At 72.0% G+C, this 13,178-nt stretch carries 13 protein-coding genes and 1 pseudogene; 5 read left to right on the top strand and 9 right to left on the bottom strand.

The genetic code is table 11. From position 1 onward, the window contains the following. Positions 1-35 precede the first annotated feature (35 nt). Positions 36-407: pseudogene (locus DFH01_RS26150) on the top strand (YkvA family protein); the annotation flags it as partial. 6 nt (positions 408-413) lie between these two features. Here the strand turns inward: DFH01_RS26150 and DFH01_RS26145 are convergent. The 6 genes from DFH01_RS26145 to DFH01_RS26120 all read right to left on the bottom strand — a co-directional run bounded on the left by DFH01_RS26145 (position 414) and on the right by DFH01_RS26120 (position 5,723). Further along, positions 414-1,982 carry a TRAP transporter large permease gene (locus DFH01_RS26145; RefSeq protein ID WP_199231424.1) on the bottom strand — a complete coding sequence of 523 codons (1,569 nt, stop codon included), beginning with the start codon at positions 1,980-1,982 and terminating at the stop codon, positions 414-416. Continuing rightward, a complete protein-coding gene (locus DFH01_RS26140; protein WP_109873481.1) occupies positions 1,979-2,461 on the bottom strand; it encodes a TRAP transporter small permease subunit in 483 nt (160 codons plus the stop codon). Before DFH01_RS26140 ends, DFH01_RS26145 begins: the two co-directional genes overlap by 4 nt. Before the next feature lie 69 nt (positions 2,462-2,530). Then, complete coding sequence (locus tag DFH01_RS26135) at positions 2,531-3,622, bottom strand: TRAP transporter substrate-binding protein (protein ID WP_109873480.1); 1,092 nt, start codon at positions 3,620-3,622, stop codon at positions 2,531-2,533. Positions 3,623-3,709: 87 nt separating this feature from the next. Further along, the gene (locus DFH01_RS26130; RefSeq protein WP_109873479.1) at positions 3,710-4,471 is read right to left on the bottom strand and encodes an SDR family NAD(P)-dependent oxidoreductase; all 762 of its coding nucleotides are present in this window, start codon (positions 4,469-4,471) and stop codon (positions 3,710-3,712) included. Further along, a complete protein-coding gene (locus DFH01_RS26125; RefSeq protein WP_109873478.1) occupies positions 4,468-5,244 on the bottom strand; it encodes a crotonase/enoyl-CoA hydratase family protein in 777 nt (258 codons plus the stop codon). The genes DFH01_RS26130 and DFH01_RS26125 overlap by 4 nt, the downstream gene beginning before the upstream one ends. Next, the gene (locus DFH01_RS26120) at positions 5,241-5,723 is read right to left on the bottom strand and encodes a MarR family winged helix-turn-helix transcriptional regulator (RefSeq protein WP_158287910.1); all 483 of its coding nucleotides are present in this window, start codon (positions 5,721-5,723) and stop codon (positions 5,241-5,243) included. The genes DFH01_RS26125 and DFH01_RS26120 overlap by 4 nt, the downstream gene beginning before the upstream one ends. A 90-nt stretch (positions 5,724-5,813) precedes the next feature. Here DFH01_RS26120 and DFH01_RS26115 point away from each other — a divergent pair, with 90 nt between their 5' ends. From DFH01_RS26115 to DFH01_RS26100, 4 genes are all read left to right on the top strand, one after another. Next, the gene (locus tag DFH01_RS26115; RefSeq protein WP_109873476.1) at positions 5,814-7,640 is read left to right on the top strand and encodes a feruloyl-CoA synthase; all 1,827 of its coding nucleotides are present in this window, start codon (positions 5,814-5,816) and stop codon (positions 7,638-7,640) included. Continuing rightward, positions 7,637-8,875 carry a thiolase family protein gene (locus DFH01_RS26110; protein WP_109873475.1) on the top strand — a complete coding sequence of 413 codons (1,239 nt, stop codon included), beginning with the start codon at positions 7,637-7,639 and terminating at the stop codon, positions 8,873-8,875. Before DFH01_RS26115 ends, DFH01_RS26110 begins: the two co-directional genes overlap by 4 nt. After that, entirely contained in the window at positions 8,862-9,296 is a 435-nt protein-coding gene (locus DFH01_RS26105; RefSeq protein WP_109873474.1) for an acyl-CoA thioesterase, read from the top strand. Before DFH01_RS26110 ends, DFH01_RS26105 begins: the two co-directional genes overlap by 14 nt. 74 nt (positions 9,297-9,370) lie before the next feature. Beyond that, positions 9,371-9,940: a hypothetical protein gene (locus DFH01_RS26100; protein WP_109873473.1), complete on the top strand. Its 570-nt coding sequence runs from the start codon at positions 9,371-9,373 to the stop codon at positions 9,938-9,940. Between the two features lie 63 nt (positions 9,941-10,003). Here the strand turns inward: DFH01_RS26100 and DFH01_RS26095 are convergent, their stop codons facing one another. The 3 genes from DFH01_RS26095 to DFH01_RS26085 form a co-directional block, all read right to left on the bottom strand. Beyond that, a complete protein-coding gene (locus tag DFH01_RS26095) occupies positions 10,004-10,759 on the bottom strand; it encodes an HpcH/HpaI aldolase family protein (RefSeq protein WP_109873472.1) in 756 nt (251 codons plus the stop codon). Between the two features lie 79 nt (positions 10,760-10,838). Next, complete coding sequence (locus DFH01_RS26090; RefSeq protein ID WP_109873471.1) at positions 10,839-12,665, bottom strand: trigger factor; 1,827 nt, start codon at positions 12,663-12,665, stop codon at positions 10,839-10,841. A 102-nt stretch (positions 12,666-12,767) separates the two neighbouring features. After that, positions 12,768-13,178 (bottom strand): Hint domain-containing protein (locus DFH01_RS26085; protein ID WP_199231423.1); only part of this gene is annotated, 411 nt, incomplete at its 5' end.

The raw sequence follows: 13,178 nt of genomic DNA, 5'->3' as shown, positions 1-13,178 counted from the left end.
CCGCCTGCTTGGGAAGCGCGAAGGCGATGCTGCAACGGGCGAGGAGCTGGGCGCGCGGGGTGAAGCGGGACGTGCACGCCGTCTGGCTCGCCGCGCGCCATCCCCGGACGCCCTGGCACGCGAAGGCCCTGGCGCTCGCCGTCGCGGCCTATGCGCTCTCGCCGATCGACCTGATCCCGGACTTCATCCCGGTGCTCGGCTACCTGGACGACCTGCTGATCGTGCCGCTCGGCATCCTGGCGGTGACACGGCTGATCCCGCCCGATGTGCTGGCCGAATGCCGCGCGGCGGCGGACGCCGCGGAGCGCCGCCCGCGCAGCCTGGCCGGCGCCGCGGCGATCGTGGCGCTGTGGCTCGCGGCGGCCGTGCTGCTGCTGTGGTGGTTGTGGCCCGCTTCCGGCTGGTAGGGACGATCAGAACAGCACGCCCGGCAGCCAGGTCGCCAGGGCGGGGAAGGCCATCACCATTCCGACCGCCAGCAGCTGCAGCAGCACGAAGGGCACCACGCCGCGATAGATGTCGCCTGTGCCCACCCATTTCCCCGCGACGCCGCCGAGATAGAACAGCGAGAAGCCGAAGGGCGGCGTCAGGAAGCTGGTCTGCAGGTTGAGCGCTATCAGCACCGCCAGCCAGATCGGGTCGATCCCCATGGCCAGGAGCACCGGACCGACGATCGGCACGACGATGATCGTGATTTCCACGAAGTCGAGGAAGAACCCCATCACGAACATCACCGCCATCACGGCCAGCAGCGCGCCCCATTGCCCGCCGGGGATGGCGGAGAGCAGCTCCTTCACCGTCTCCTCGCCGCCCAGGCCGCGGAACACCAGGCTGAACAGCGTCGCGGCGATCAGCGTGCCGAAGATCATCGCCGTGATGGTCATGGTGGTGTGCGACACGGCGGAGAGCACGCCCGCGCCGTAGCAGCGCCAGAGCGCAACGACCACGCCGAAGCCGAGGCCCAGGCACAGCACCGCCGCGACGCCGAGTGCCACCTGGTCCGCCAGCGGCGGCTCCGCCCGGCCGAGGCGGAGATCGAAGAACACGCCCAGCAGCACGACGCCCACCGCGCAGAGCGCGCCGAGATGGATCGGCCAGGGCCGCCCCTGCTGGCGCAGGCCGGCGAGCATGGTGGCGCCGATGGCGCCCACCGCCGCGGCCTCGGTCGGCGTCGCGACACCGCCGAGGATGGAGCCGAGCACCGCCACGATCAGCACCATCGGCGGCAGCAGCGCGTTCAGCAGCTCCCGCGTCGTGACGCGGCCGGCCTCCGCCTTCGGGATCGCCGGCGCCAGCTCCGGCCGGAGGAAGGCGATGACGAGCTGATACAGGATGTAGAACCCCACCAGCATCAGCCCCGGGATCATCGAGCCGGCAAACAGCTGCCCGACCGAGACCGTCTCCACAGAGAATTTTCCCTGCGCGAGCTGCGCCTGCTGGTAGGCCGCCGCGATCACCTCGCCCAGGATCACCATGACGGTGGAGGGCGGGATGATCTGGCCGAGCGTGCCGGCGGCGCAGATGGTGCCGCAGGCGAAGCGCTTGTCGTAGCCGCGGCGCAGCATCGCGGGCAGCGCCATCAGCCCCATCGTGACGACCGTCGCGCCGACGATGCCGGTGGAGGCCGCCAGCAGCGCGCCGACGACGGAGACGCTGATCGCCAGGCCCCCGCGCACCGTGCCGAACAGCCGCCCCATCGCCTCCAGCAGCTCCTCCGCGATGCGGGAGCGTTCGAGCATGATGCCCATGAAGACGAACAGCGGAATCGCCACCAGCGTCTCGGTCGTCATCGTGCCGAAGATGCGCTGGGCGAGGGCCGCCAGCAGGAAGCTGTCGAAGACGCCGAACAGGATGCCGAGCCCGCCGAAGACGATGGCGCAGCCGGTCAGGATGAAGGTGACGGGGACGCCGGTGAGGATCAGCGCGCAGAGCGACGCGAACATGAGCAGGTCGAGCACCTGCCCGATAGCAAAGGTGCTCATGCGCTGCCCTGATGCGCGCGGTAGGGAAAGTGGGTGCTGGCCGCGCCGGTCAGCACCGCGATGCAGCGTATCGCGATGGACACGGCCTGCGCCGCCAGCAGGATCGCCATGAGCGGGATCAGCGACTTCAGCGCCGGCACCAGCGGCACACCGCCATAGGCCATCGGCCCCTCGTCCTGCCGCCAGGATGCGGCCGCGTAGCCCCAGGAGCCCCAGACGACCAGGGCGCAGAAGGGCAACACGGCGACAACGATGGAGACGAGGTCCACCGCCGCCTTCTTCCGCATGGACCAGCCGGCATAGAGCACGTCCACCCGCACATGCTGGTCCACAAGGTAGGTGTAGCCGATCGCCAGCATGAAGAGCGTGGCGTGCAGGTAGATCACGCTCTCCTGCATCCACACGAAGGAGGAGGCGAAGGCATAGCGCAGCACCACCACCACGAACTGCGCCAGTACCACCGCCAGCGCGAGCCACATGACGCCGCGTGCGAGCCAGCGGCTCGCGGCGTCATGGGCGTCGGCGATCTTCAGCAGAAGGTGCAGCGCTCAACCCCAGCGAATGGGCAGGGCGCGCGCCTGGAAGTTGGCGCCGTAGGACATCATCATGTAGCCCTGGCTGCGGTTGCGGAATTCGGCGTAGCTGTCGGCGACGCGCTTCACCATCGCGTCGCTCGATCCGCGATACTCCGCCAGGATCTCGCCCGCCGAATTGCCGAGCGCGATCAGCACGTCGCGCGGCACCTCGCGCGGCGTGACGCCGTGGCGGGAGACGAGCTCGGCCAGCGCGCGCGGGTGGTTCGCGTCGTATTCGGTGGTGATCTCCTCCGCGACCGACTGGCAGGCGAAGCGCACCGCGGCCTTCAGGTCGTCCGGCAGAGCGTTCCAGCGCCCCATGTTGATGCCGATCTCCTCGGCGGAGGACGGCTCCTGCACGCCGGGCCAGTAGTAGTTCTTCGTCACCTGGTGCAGGCCGAGCGGCGCATCGCTGAACGGTCCGAGGAACTCCGCCGCGTCGATCGTGCCGGACTGCAGTGCGGCGAAGATCTGCCCCGCCGGCAGCGTGACGACCGATGCGCCGGCGCGCCGAAACATCTCGCCGCCGAGGCCGGCAGTGCGGAAGCGCAGGCCGCGGAAATCCTCGATGGAGCGGATCTCGCGCCGGAACCAGCCGAACCATTGCGGGCCGCTGTCGCCGGTGTTGAAGGGCTTCACGCCGAAGCGGCCATAGACCTCGTCGTACAGCGCCTGGCCGCCGCCATGCATCATCCAGGCCTGCCGCTCATACACGGTCATGCCGTAGGGGAAGCTGCCGAAGAAACCGATGGCCGGCGACTTCGCGATCCAGAAGGCGGGAACGCCGTGATAGAGATCGGCCGTGCCGGCCGCCACCGCGTCGAAGGCGCCGGGCGCGGGCACCACCTCGCCGGCGGCGAAGAGGCGGACATTGATGCGGCCCGCGGTGACGGCGCCGATGCGGTCCGCGACCTTCTGCGCCGCGACGCCCGGCCCGGGGAGGTTGCGCGGCCACAGCGTGACCATGCGCCACTCGATGCGGCCCTGGGACAGCGCCGGCGTGGCCAGCGTTGCGGTGGCGATGCCGCCCGCGGCGGCCCCGCTGATCAATCCACGGCGGTTCATTGTGCCTGCCTCTCCCGTTCGTGTCGGAAGTTCTTTTGTCGCAAGGGGAGCGGGGCCGCGCAAGCGGCCCGTCAGGCAGCCTGACCGTCAGGCCGGCGGCAGCCGCAGCGCGCCGTCCAGCCGGATGGTCTCGCCGTTGAGCAGCGGGTTCTGCGCAACCGCCAGCACCATCGCCGCGAACTCGTCGGGGCGGCCGAGCCGCTGCGGGAACAGCGGCTGCTTGCCCAGGCTTTCGCGCGCCTCCGGCGTCAGCCCGTCCATCAGCGGCGTGTGGATCAGGCCGGGCGCGATGGTGACGACGCGCACGCCGAAGCGCGCAAGCTCCCGCGCCGCCGGCAGCGTCAGCCCGACGACGCCGCCCTTGGAGGCCGAATAGGCCGCCTGCCCGATCTGGCCCTCATAGGCGGCGATGGAGGCGGTGTTCACCACCAGCCCGCGCTCGCCATCCTCCAGCGGATCGTTCGCCGTCATCCTCGCCGCCGCCAGGCGCAGCAGGTTGAAGGTGCCGATCAGGTTCACCCGGATCACGCGCGTGAAGAGATCGAGGTCATGCGGCCCGTTGCGCCCGGCGACGCGCGCCGCCGGCGCGATGCCCGCGCAGGAGACGGCGATGCGCAGCGGCGCCAGCGACGCAGCCTGCTCCACCGCCGCCGCGACCGGCGCTTCCTCCGCCACGTCGCCCACGGCCGCGACGCCGGCGATGCGCGCGGCGACGGCCTGCGCCTTCGCCGCATCGATGTCGAGCACTACGACCTTCGCGCCCGCCGCGGCCAGCGCCTCCGCCGTCGCCGCGCCGAGCCCCGATCCGCCGCCGGAGACGACGGCGGATGCGCCCTGCAAGCTCTTCATCGGTCCTCTCCCGCCTTGGGCGCGCGCTTCTCGAGGAAGGCCGCGAGCCGCGCCTGCGCCTCCGGCCCGGTCTGCGCCAGGGCGGCGACCAGGCTTTCCACGAACAGCCCGTCGGCTTCCGCCATGTCCTGGATGCGCGGCAGCGCCTGCAGCACGCCGAGCACGGTCAGCGGCGCCGCCTGCGCAACCTTCGCGGCGAGCTCGCGTGCCTTCGCCACCGCGCCGCCTTCCGGCTCGACATAGGTGACGAGGCCCGCGCGCTCCGCCGCGGCGGCATCCAGCGCGCGGCCGGTCAGCATCATGTCCGTCATCCGCGCCGCGCCGAGCAGCCGCGCGACATGCACGCTCGCCCCGCCGCCGACGAAGATGCCCCTGGTTCCCTCCGGCAATGCGAAGAAGGCCGTCGAATCCGCCACGCGGATGTGGCAGGCGGCGGCGAGTTCCAGCCCGCCGCCGACACAGGCGCCGTGGATCGCCGCGATCGCCGGCACGTCGCCCTCGCGGATCCTGCGGAACACGCGATGCCAGCCGCGCGAGTGCCGGAACACCTCCTCCGCGCTGCGCGCCTTGTGCTCCGATAGGTCGAGACCGGCCGAGAAGCACGGCCCGTTGCCGTGGATGACGATGGCGCGCGCCTCGCGTTGCGCCTGCACCACGGCATCCTCCAACGCGGCGAGCAGCGCGTCGCTGATCGCGTTGCGCTTCGCCGGCCGGTTCAGCGCGATGGTCGCGACCGCGCCTTCACGCGCGACGGTGACGAGGGGCTCGCTCATCCGCCGGCGATCCGGCGCAGCGCGCCGAGCAGCGCGGCGCGTTCCTGCGCGTCCATGCCGTCGCAAAGGGCCTCTTCCACCAGCGCCTCCTGCGCCTTGGCGCGCTTCAGCAGCGCGCGGCCCGTCGGCGTCAGGCGCAGCAGGTTCGCGCGGCGGTTCCGGGAATCCTCAACGCGGCGGATCAGCCCCTCGGCCTCCAGCCCCGCCAGCAGCACCGCCAGGTTCGGCGGCTTCACGCGCAGCGCCTCCGCCAGCGCGGCTTGCCGCATCGCGGGATGCGCTTCCAGCAGCAGCAGCGCGCCGAGCCGGCCCGGCGTGAGGCCGAGCGGCGCCATGGCACGGTGGAAGGCGTCGAAGGCCGATTGCTGCGCCAGGCGCAGCCAGAAGCCCAGGCGATCATTCAGCGGCGGCGGCACCGGCGTGACGGCGACGGCGGCGGCGGGCGGCAGTGTCTCGGCGCGGCGACGGAGCGTGGACATCCGTGTCAGTATGCGAAGCGGCGCCGGCTCTTGGAAGGGGGGCGGCGCCGGATTATTATGCCGCATAACAAATCCACCGGAGGGACGGCGATGTCCGCGCCGATCGAGGCAGACGCTGCCCGCAAGCCGCTCGGGCCGGGCCCTGTGCGCTTCGCGCGGCGCGCGGATGGCGCGCTGCTGGTCACGCCGGAAGGCACGCTCGGCGCCTATCCGCGCCGGCTGACGGAACGGCTTGAGCATTGGGCCGCGGTCGCGCCGGAGCGCACGCTGATCGCGAAGCGCGATCCCGCGCTGGGCGGCGACTGGCGATGCATGTCGTACGGGGAGATGCTGGCGAAAGTGCGCGCCGTGGGGCAGGCGCTGCTGGATCGCGGGCTGTCGGCGGAACGGCCGCTGGTAATCCTCTCGGGCAACTGCCTCGATCAGTTCGTGCTGACGCTGGCGGCGCTGCATGTGGGCGTGCCGGTCGCGCCCGTCTCGCCGTCCTATTCGCTGCTCGCCACGGACTACGCGAAGCTGCGCCACTGCATCGCGCTGCTGACGCCCGGCCTCGTCTTCGCCAATGACGGCGTGCGCTTCGCCAAGGCGATCGCGGCGGCGGTGCCGGCGGGAACGGAGGTGCTGGACGCGCAGGGCTTCGGCGCGCTGCTCGCGACAGAACCGACGCCGGCGGTGGATCGCGCGGCGGAAGCCGTGGCCCCGGATGCATGCGCAAAGATCCTGTTCACCTCGGGCTCCACCGGCCAGCCCAAGGGCGTGATCAACACGCAGCGCATGCTCTGCTCCAACCAGCAGATGATCCGCGAGGCCTTCCCCTTCATGGCGGAAGACCCGCCGGTGCTGCTGGACTGGCTGCCCTGGCACCACACCTTCGGCGGCAACCACAACACCGGCATCGCGCTCTACAACGGCGGGACGCTCTACATGGACGAAGGCCGCCCGGTGCCCGGCGGCTTTTCCGAGTCGCTGCGCAACCTGCGCGAGATCGCGACCAGCATCTACTTCAACGTGCCCCGCGGCTTCGAGGAGGTGGTGCACCACCTGAAGCAGGACGCAGCGCTGCGCCGCATCTTCTTCTCTCGTGTGCGGATGATGTTCTACTCGGCCGCCGGCCTGCCGCAGCACATCTGGGACGAGCTGGACCGCATGGCGCTGGCCGAACGCGGTCAAAAGATCCCGATGATCACCGGGCTCGGCGCGACCGAGACCGCGCCCTTCTGCCTGGTGGTGCGCGAGGATTTTTCCGAATCCGGCGCGGTCGGCCTGCCCGTGCCGGGGATCGAGATGAAGCTCGCCCCGGTCGGCGACAAGATGGAGGCGCGGGTGCGCGGACCCTCCATCACGCCCGGCTACTGGCGAAACCCGGAGGCCACGCGCGCCGCCTTCGACGAGGAAGGCTTCTATCGCTTCGGCGATGCGCTGGTGCCGCTCGATCCCGCCGACCTGCACAAGGGCTTCCGGTTCGACGGCCGCATCACGGAGGACTTCAAGCTCTCCACCGGCACCTGGGTGAGTGTCGGCCCGCTGCGCGCGAAGCTCGTCGCGGCGCTCGCGCCCTATGTGAAGGACGTGGTGATCGCCGCACCGGACCGCGACGAACTCGCCGCCATCCTGCTGCCGGAACCCGAGGCTGTCGCGCGCATCGTGCCGCAGGGCGAGGATGCCGCGACGCATCCCGCGCTCCGCGCCGAACTCGCGGCGAAGCTCGCGGCACTCGCGAAGACCGCCACCGGCAGCAGCCAGCATGTCGCGCGCGCCACGTTGCTTACCTCGCCGCTCACCCTCGATGCCGGCGAGATCACCGACAAGGGCAGCGTCAACCAGCGCGCCGTGCTCGCGCGCCGCGCCGCGCTGGTGGACGAGCTTTTCTCCAGCGCGCCGCCGCCGCACGTCATCACGATCGGAACCCCGCCATGACCGCGCTGCACACGTCCTGGGACGACGCCTGGCTGCTCGCCGGCGCGCGCACGCCTTTCGCCGATCTGTCAGGCCCTCTCGCGCAGATCTCGCCGACCGATCTCGGCATCAAGGCTGCGCGCGCCGCGCTGCGGAAGGCGCAGGCGGCGGGCGAGGAGATCGGCTACGTCGTCGCCGGCTCCGTCGCGCAGGCCAGCTTCGACGCCTACATGCTGCCGCGCCATATCGGCCTCTATGCCGGCGCGCCGCAGGACGTGCCTGCGCTGCTGGTGCAGCGCGTCTGCGGCACAGGCATCGAGGCGATCATCCAGGCCGCGACGTCCGTGGACCGGCAGGGCGCGGGCCTTGCGCTCGCCGTCGGCGCCGAGAGCATGAGCCGCAATCCGATCGCCGCCTACACGCATCGCAGCGGCTTCGGCCTCGGCGCGCCCGTCGAGTTCAAGGATTTCCTGTGGGAGGCGCTGCTCGATCCCGGCTGCGGGCTCACCATGGGCGGCACGGCGGAGGAGCTCGCGAAGCGCGGCAACATCACCCGCGCCGAGGTGGACGCCTTCGCCAGCCGCAGTTTTTCCCGTGCGCTCGCGGCGCGCGAGGCCGGGTTCTTCGACGACGAGATCGTCGCCGTCATGACCGAGACATTCGCGCGCGAGGGCATGCAAGACCGCGGCATCGTACTCCCGCGCAAGATCGAGAGGCTCGCCGCGGACACGCATCCGCGCCCCTCGTCGCCCGAAACCCTCGCAAAGATCAGGCCGGCCTTCGGCGGCGTGCAGACGGGCGGCAACTCCTCCGCCGTGGTGGATGGCGCAGCCGCCGGGATCATCGCCTCCCGTGCCGGCGCCAACGGCCGCAAGCCGCTCGCGCGCCTCCTCGCCGGCTGCGCCGTCGGCTGCCCGCCGGAGATCATGGGCATCGGCCCCGTGCCCGCGATCCGCGCGTTGCTTGAACGCACCGGCCTCGCGCTGCACGACATCGCGCTGGTCGAGATCAACGAGGCCTTCGGTGCGCAGGTCATGGCCTGCGCCCGCGCGCTGGACCTGGACGAGGCGCGGCTCAACGTGAATGGCGGCGCGATCGCCATCGGACATCCACTGGCCGCGACCGGCATCCGCCTTTCGCTCACCTGCGCGCGCGAACTCGTGCGCCGTGGCGCACGCTACGGCATCGCCTCGGCCTGCATCGGCGGCGGGCAGGGCATCGCGCTGCTGCTGGAGAACCCCGATGCCGCTGCCTGAGCCCACCCTGGTGCATCGCCGTGCCGTGACGATCGAGTGGGGCGATTGCGACCCCGCCGGCATCGTCTTCTACCCGCGCTACTTCGCGATGTTCGACGCCTCCACCGCCTTCCTGTTCCAGGCCGCGCTCGGCATGCCGAAGATCGCCTGGACCAAGAAATTCGGCATCCTCGGCATCCCCATGGTGGACACCCGCGCGAAGTTCAGCATCCCCAGCGCCTATGGCGACGCGGTGGTGATCGAAAGCCGCGTCACCGCCTTCCGCCGCTCCGCCTTCGATGTCGAGCACCGGCTGCTCAAGGCCGATGGCGCGCTCGGCGTTGAAGGCTTCGAGACGCGGGTGTGGACGGTGCGTGACCCGGAAACCGGTCGGATCCGCTCCGCGCCGATCCCGGAGGAGGTGGTGAAGGCGTTCGCGTGACATCCTCCGTCGGATGACTGGAAACGCGCATCGCGCGGCGCCATCATCCTCGCAACGGCAGAGGAGGGTCCGCCATGTCCGAGGGTATCCTGAAGGGGCGCGAGCGAGCGCTGGAGGATGCTTTCTTCGCCCAGCAGGAGGAGGCGCTGCTGAAGCGCCTGCGCGATGCGGACCGCAACAGGTCGCGCAAGGACGCGATCGCCGCGGCGCTGCCCATCCAGGACGAGGCGCTGCTCGACCGCCTGGTCGCGCTCGAGCTCGGCCCGCAGAGCGTGGCTGCGCTGGCCCTGGCGCCGCTGGTCTTCGTGGCCTGGGCCGACGGCACGCTCGAGCCTGCGGAGAAGGAGGCGGTGCTGCGCGCCGCGCGCGAGGCCGGGGTCGACAAGCAGCCCGAGGCGATGGCGCTGCTCGATCACTGGCTGAAGACGAAGCCGTCCCCGCAGCTGCTCGACGCGTGGCGTGGCTATGCCCATGCCATCGTCTCGGCGCTGCCGCCCGAGTCGCGCGCGACGATGGCGCAGAAGACCATCGGTCGCGCCCGCACGGTCGCCCAGGCCGCCGGCGGCTTCCTCGGTCTCAGCAGCCGCATCTCCGACGCCGAGAAGCACGTGCTGGCCGAGTTGGAAAAGGTTCTTCTCGGCTGAAGGGGTCCGGGGACGATCATCGTCCCCGGCGGGAACGCGAGGGCAGGGCCCTCGCGTCTTCCCTCACCCGCGCGCGACGCCCACCTGCGCCTTCGCGGCCGTCAGCATCAGCCCGCTGTCGTTCATGATCGTCGCCAGGTTGAAGCCGCGCTCGAACATCTCCTTCGAGTACTGGCCCGACATGGTGTGGATGCCCGTCTTCACGCCGTGCTTCGCCGCCGTCGTGCGGATGTGGTCGATGACCTTCAGGAACTCCGGCTCCCGCCGGTCCTGCAGCGGCTTCATGCCGAGCGACAGCGAGAGGTCCGACGGACCGATATACACCGCGTCCACGCCCGGCACGCTGACGATGGCCTCCAGGTTGTCGAGCGCGGTCTTCGTCTCGATCATCGGGATCACCAGCACGTCGTCATTGGCCGCGTCGGTGTCGGCCGCCGCGCCGTAGATGCCGGACCGGATCGGGCCGAAGCTGCGCGCGCCCTTCGGCGGATAGCGGCAGAAGGACACCAGGTCGCGGGCTTCCTTCTCGGTGTTGACCATCGGGCAGATCACGCCCTTCGCGCCGCCGTCCAGCACCTTGCCGATGATGCCGGGCTCGTTCCACGGCACGCGCACCAGCGGCGTGACGCCATGCGGCTGCATGCCCTGGAAGCAGGCGACCATGGAGAGGTAGTCCTGCACGCCGTGCTGGATGTCCACCGTCAGGCTGTCGAAGCCGGCCTGCGCCATGACCTCCGCGCTGAAGCCCGAGGGGATGGCGAGCCATCCGTTCACCACCGGCTTGCCTGCAGCCCAGGCCGCCTTCACGCCATTCGCCATCGCGTTTCCTTCCCCTCGCTCCTGCGGGATGCGGGGACGCTAGGCTTGGCGTTCCGCAGCGTCAACGCGAGGGCGGCCGCTATCCTTCCGCGGCTGCCATGAGCTCCGCGAGGCTGGCCGGCCGGTCCGTGACCTGCGCGCGGGAGAGCAGGAAGGCGACCACCGTGTCCTCCAGCGCACGTGCCTGCACCGCCGCCTCCGCGGCGCCGGGGCCGAGCGCCGTCGCCGCGGCCCGCAGCGCGACGGCATCCGGCGCCAGCCCGTGCCGCCTGGCCAGCGCCGCGACCAGCAGCCCGATGCGCAGCCGCTGCGCGGCAAGCGCCATCGCCGCCACGCGGTCCGGCGCCTCGCCGCGCGCCGCGGCGGCGGCGGCGAAGCCCGCCCAGATCGCCGCGGTCTCGGCCGCCACCGCTTCCTCGGGCAGCGGAATTTCGCCCGCCTCCGCCAGCAGCGCGTGCAGCGCCGCCTGGCGCAGTTGCCGCCGCTGCAGCTGCGTCGCGCGGTCGGCCAGCCTGGCCTCGATGCCGCCGCGCAGCGCCGCCAGCCCCGCGAAGCCGCTCGCCTGCGCCAACGCGTCGTCGAGCGGCGGCAGCACGCGGCGCAGCACCGCGCGTGCGCGCACCACGAAGCGCGCCTCCCGCCCGGTCAGTGCGCGGTCCGCCATGCCGCCCGGCAGGCGCAGCGTCACCTCGCGCGTCTCGCCCGCCTTCATGCCCTGCAGATGCGCCGAAAGCCCCGCCGGGTCGGCCGCGCCGGCGCCCAGCAGCTGCGCCTGGCCCGAGAGGGCAGGGAGCGGCAGCGGCCCCTGCTCGCCGAGGTCGAGCCCTTCCACCAGCCGCGGTGCGCCGATGTCGCAGCAGAAATCCACCGTTCCCGCGGCGTGGTCGAACAGCAACGGCATCCGCAGGAAGGCCGTCTCCGCATCGGCGAAGGTCTCGGAGACGTAGCAGCGCGTGAACCCGCCATCGCCCGCGGCCAGCAGCGCCGCGTCCTTGCGCCGCAGCCGTCCCTCTGCCGAGGAATCCTGGCTTTCCAGGCGCAGCTTGCTGCCGCGCAGCCCGCGCGGCGCACCGACCGGGCGCAGCGCCACCGATCCCACCCAGCTGCTCTCCGGCCGCGCGGGGATGGCGCCGGGCAGGTGGAAGATCACGTAGCTCTGCCCCTCCTGCGTCGTCGTGCCCTGCACGCGCAGCCGGATATGCGGCGGGTTGGCGGCCGGCTCGATCGCCAGCACCTCCGTGACGAGGCCGGCGCCGTTGTCGCCGAAGGTCCATTCGTCCGGCAGCCGTCCCGGCGCGCCGGGGCGCGCGCCCAGGATGCCCGGCTGCGGGATGGCGTTGCGCGCGGGCAGCAGCGTCGCGGCAACGTCGCAGACCAGCCGGTCCTCCGCGCCCGCGCCCGCGCCGGGCGGAAGAGGCTGCCAGGCGCCGCGCCGCCGGGCGAGCGCGTGCAGCTCGTCCTCGACCTCGGCGGCCGAGGGCGCGGCGACCAGCCGCTCGAGCCGGAGCCCCGTCGGGTCGGGCGGCGAAATCTCGGGCAGCGTCGCGATCTCGGCGCGCAGCACCAGGTCGTGTTCCGGCGGGGCGGACAGCGTCTCGATCCGCGCCGGCCCGATGCTGGCCAGGCCGGTCTCGCGCAGCATCGCCGCCACCGCGTCCCGCGCGGCCTGCTCGATGCATTCGGCCATGGTCGAATCGAGGATGCGCGCCAAGGCGGGGCGGCTGCGTTCCGCCTCCCGCGCAACGGCGGTGAGGCCGATCTCCTGCAGCCGCGCCTCACGCCGTTCCATCACCGCGTCGCGCGACACGACGAGGATGAACCGGCGGCGCAGCCGGTCGGCGGTGAGGGGAAGGAAGCGCGGCGGGGCCGGCGTCATCGGGTCGGGCTCGGGCCGGGTCTGGGCCATACGGCCAGCTTGCCGTTGCGGCGGCCATATGAAAACCCGGCCGCCCCTGGTTGGGACGGCCGGGCTGGAGTCACGGACGCGCCGGGTGTCCGGCGCCGCCGATCAGGCGGCTGCGCGGTCGGCGCGGCCCGGGGCGCGGGCCTCGATGGCGGCGCGGATGGCGGCGAGGTGCGCACCGCCATGCAGCAGGGGCGCGCAGGCGCGGTTGGCATCCCAGCCCGAGCCGGCCTCGGCCAGCGTGCCGGCGACGCCGAGCTGCGCCACCGGGGCGTTCTCGAACCAGGACCGGTTGTCGCAGTCGAGCCAGCTTTCGGCCGCCGCGCCCTCGGCGAGCAGCACGTCGTGGCTCTCCAGCTCGACGTGATAGTAGGTGACCTCGGCCAGCCCGGCCTCCACGGTGACGGAGGTGCCGTTCACCAGCAGCCGCGCCGGCACCAGCGCGCCGTCGAGGAACATGCAGTGGTCGGGGGAGACGAGCAGGTCGCGGCTCGGGGTGTTCTCGGCCAGCGCGCC

This window comes from Falsiroseomonas bella (assembly GCF_003173615.1).
GTDB lineage: Bacteria > Pseudomonadota > Alphaproteobacteria > Acetobacterales > Acetobacteraceae > Falsiroseomonas > Falsiroseomonas bella.
The sequence above is the reverse complement of the archived record's forward strand: the minus strand, read 5'-3'. Positions and strand labels throughout refer to the sequence as shown.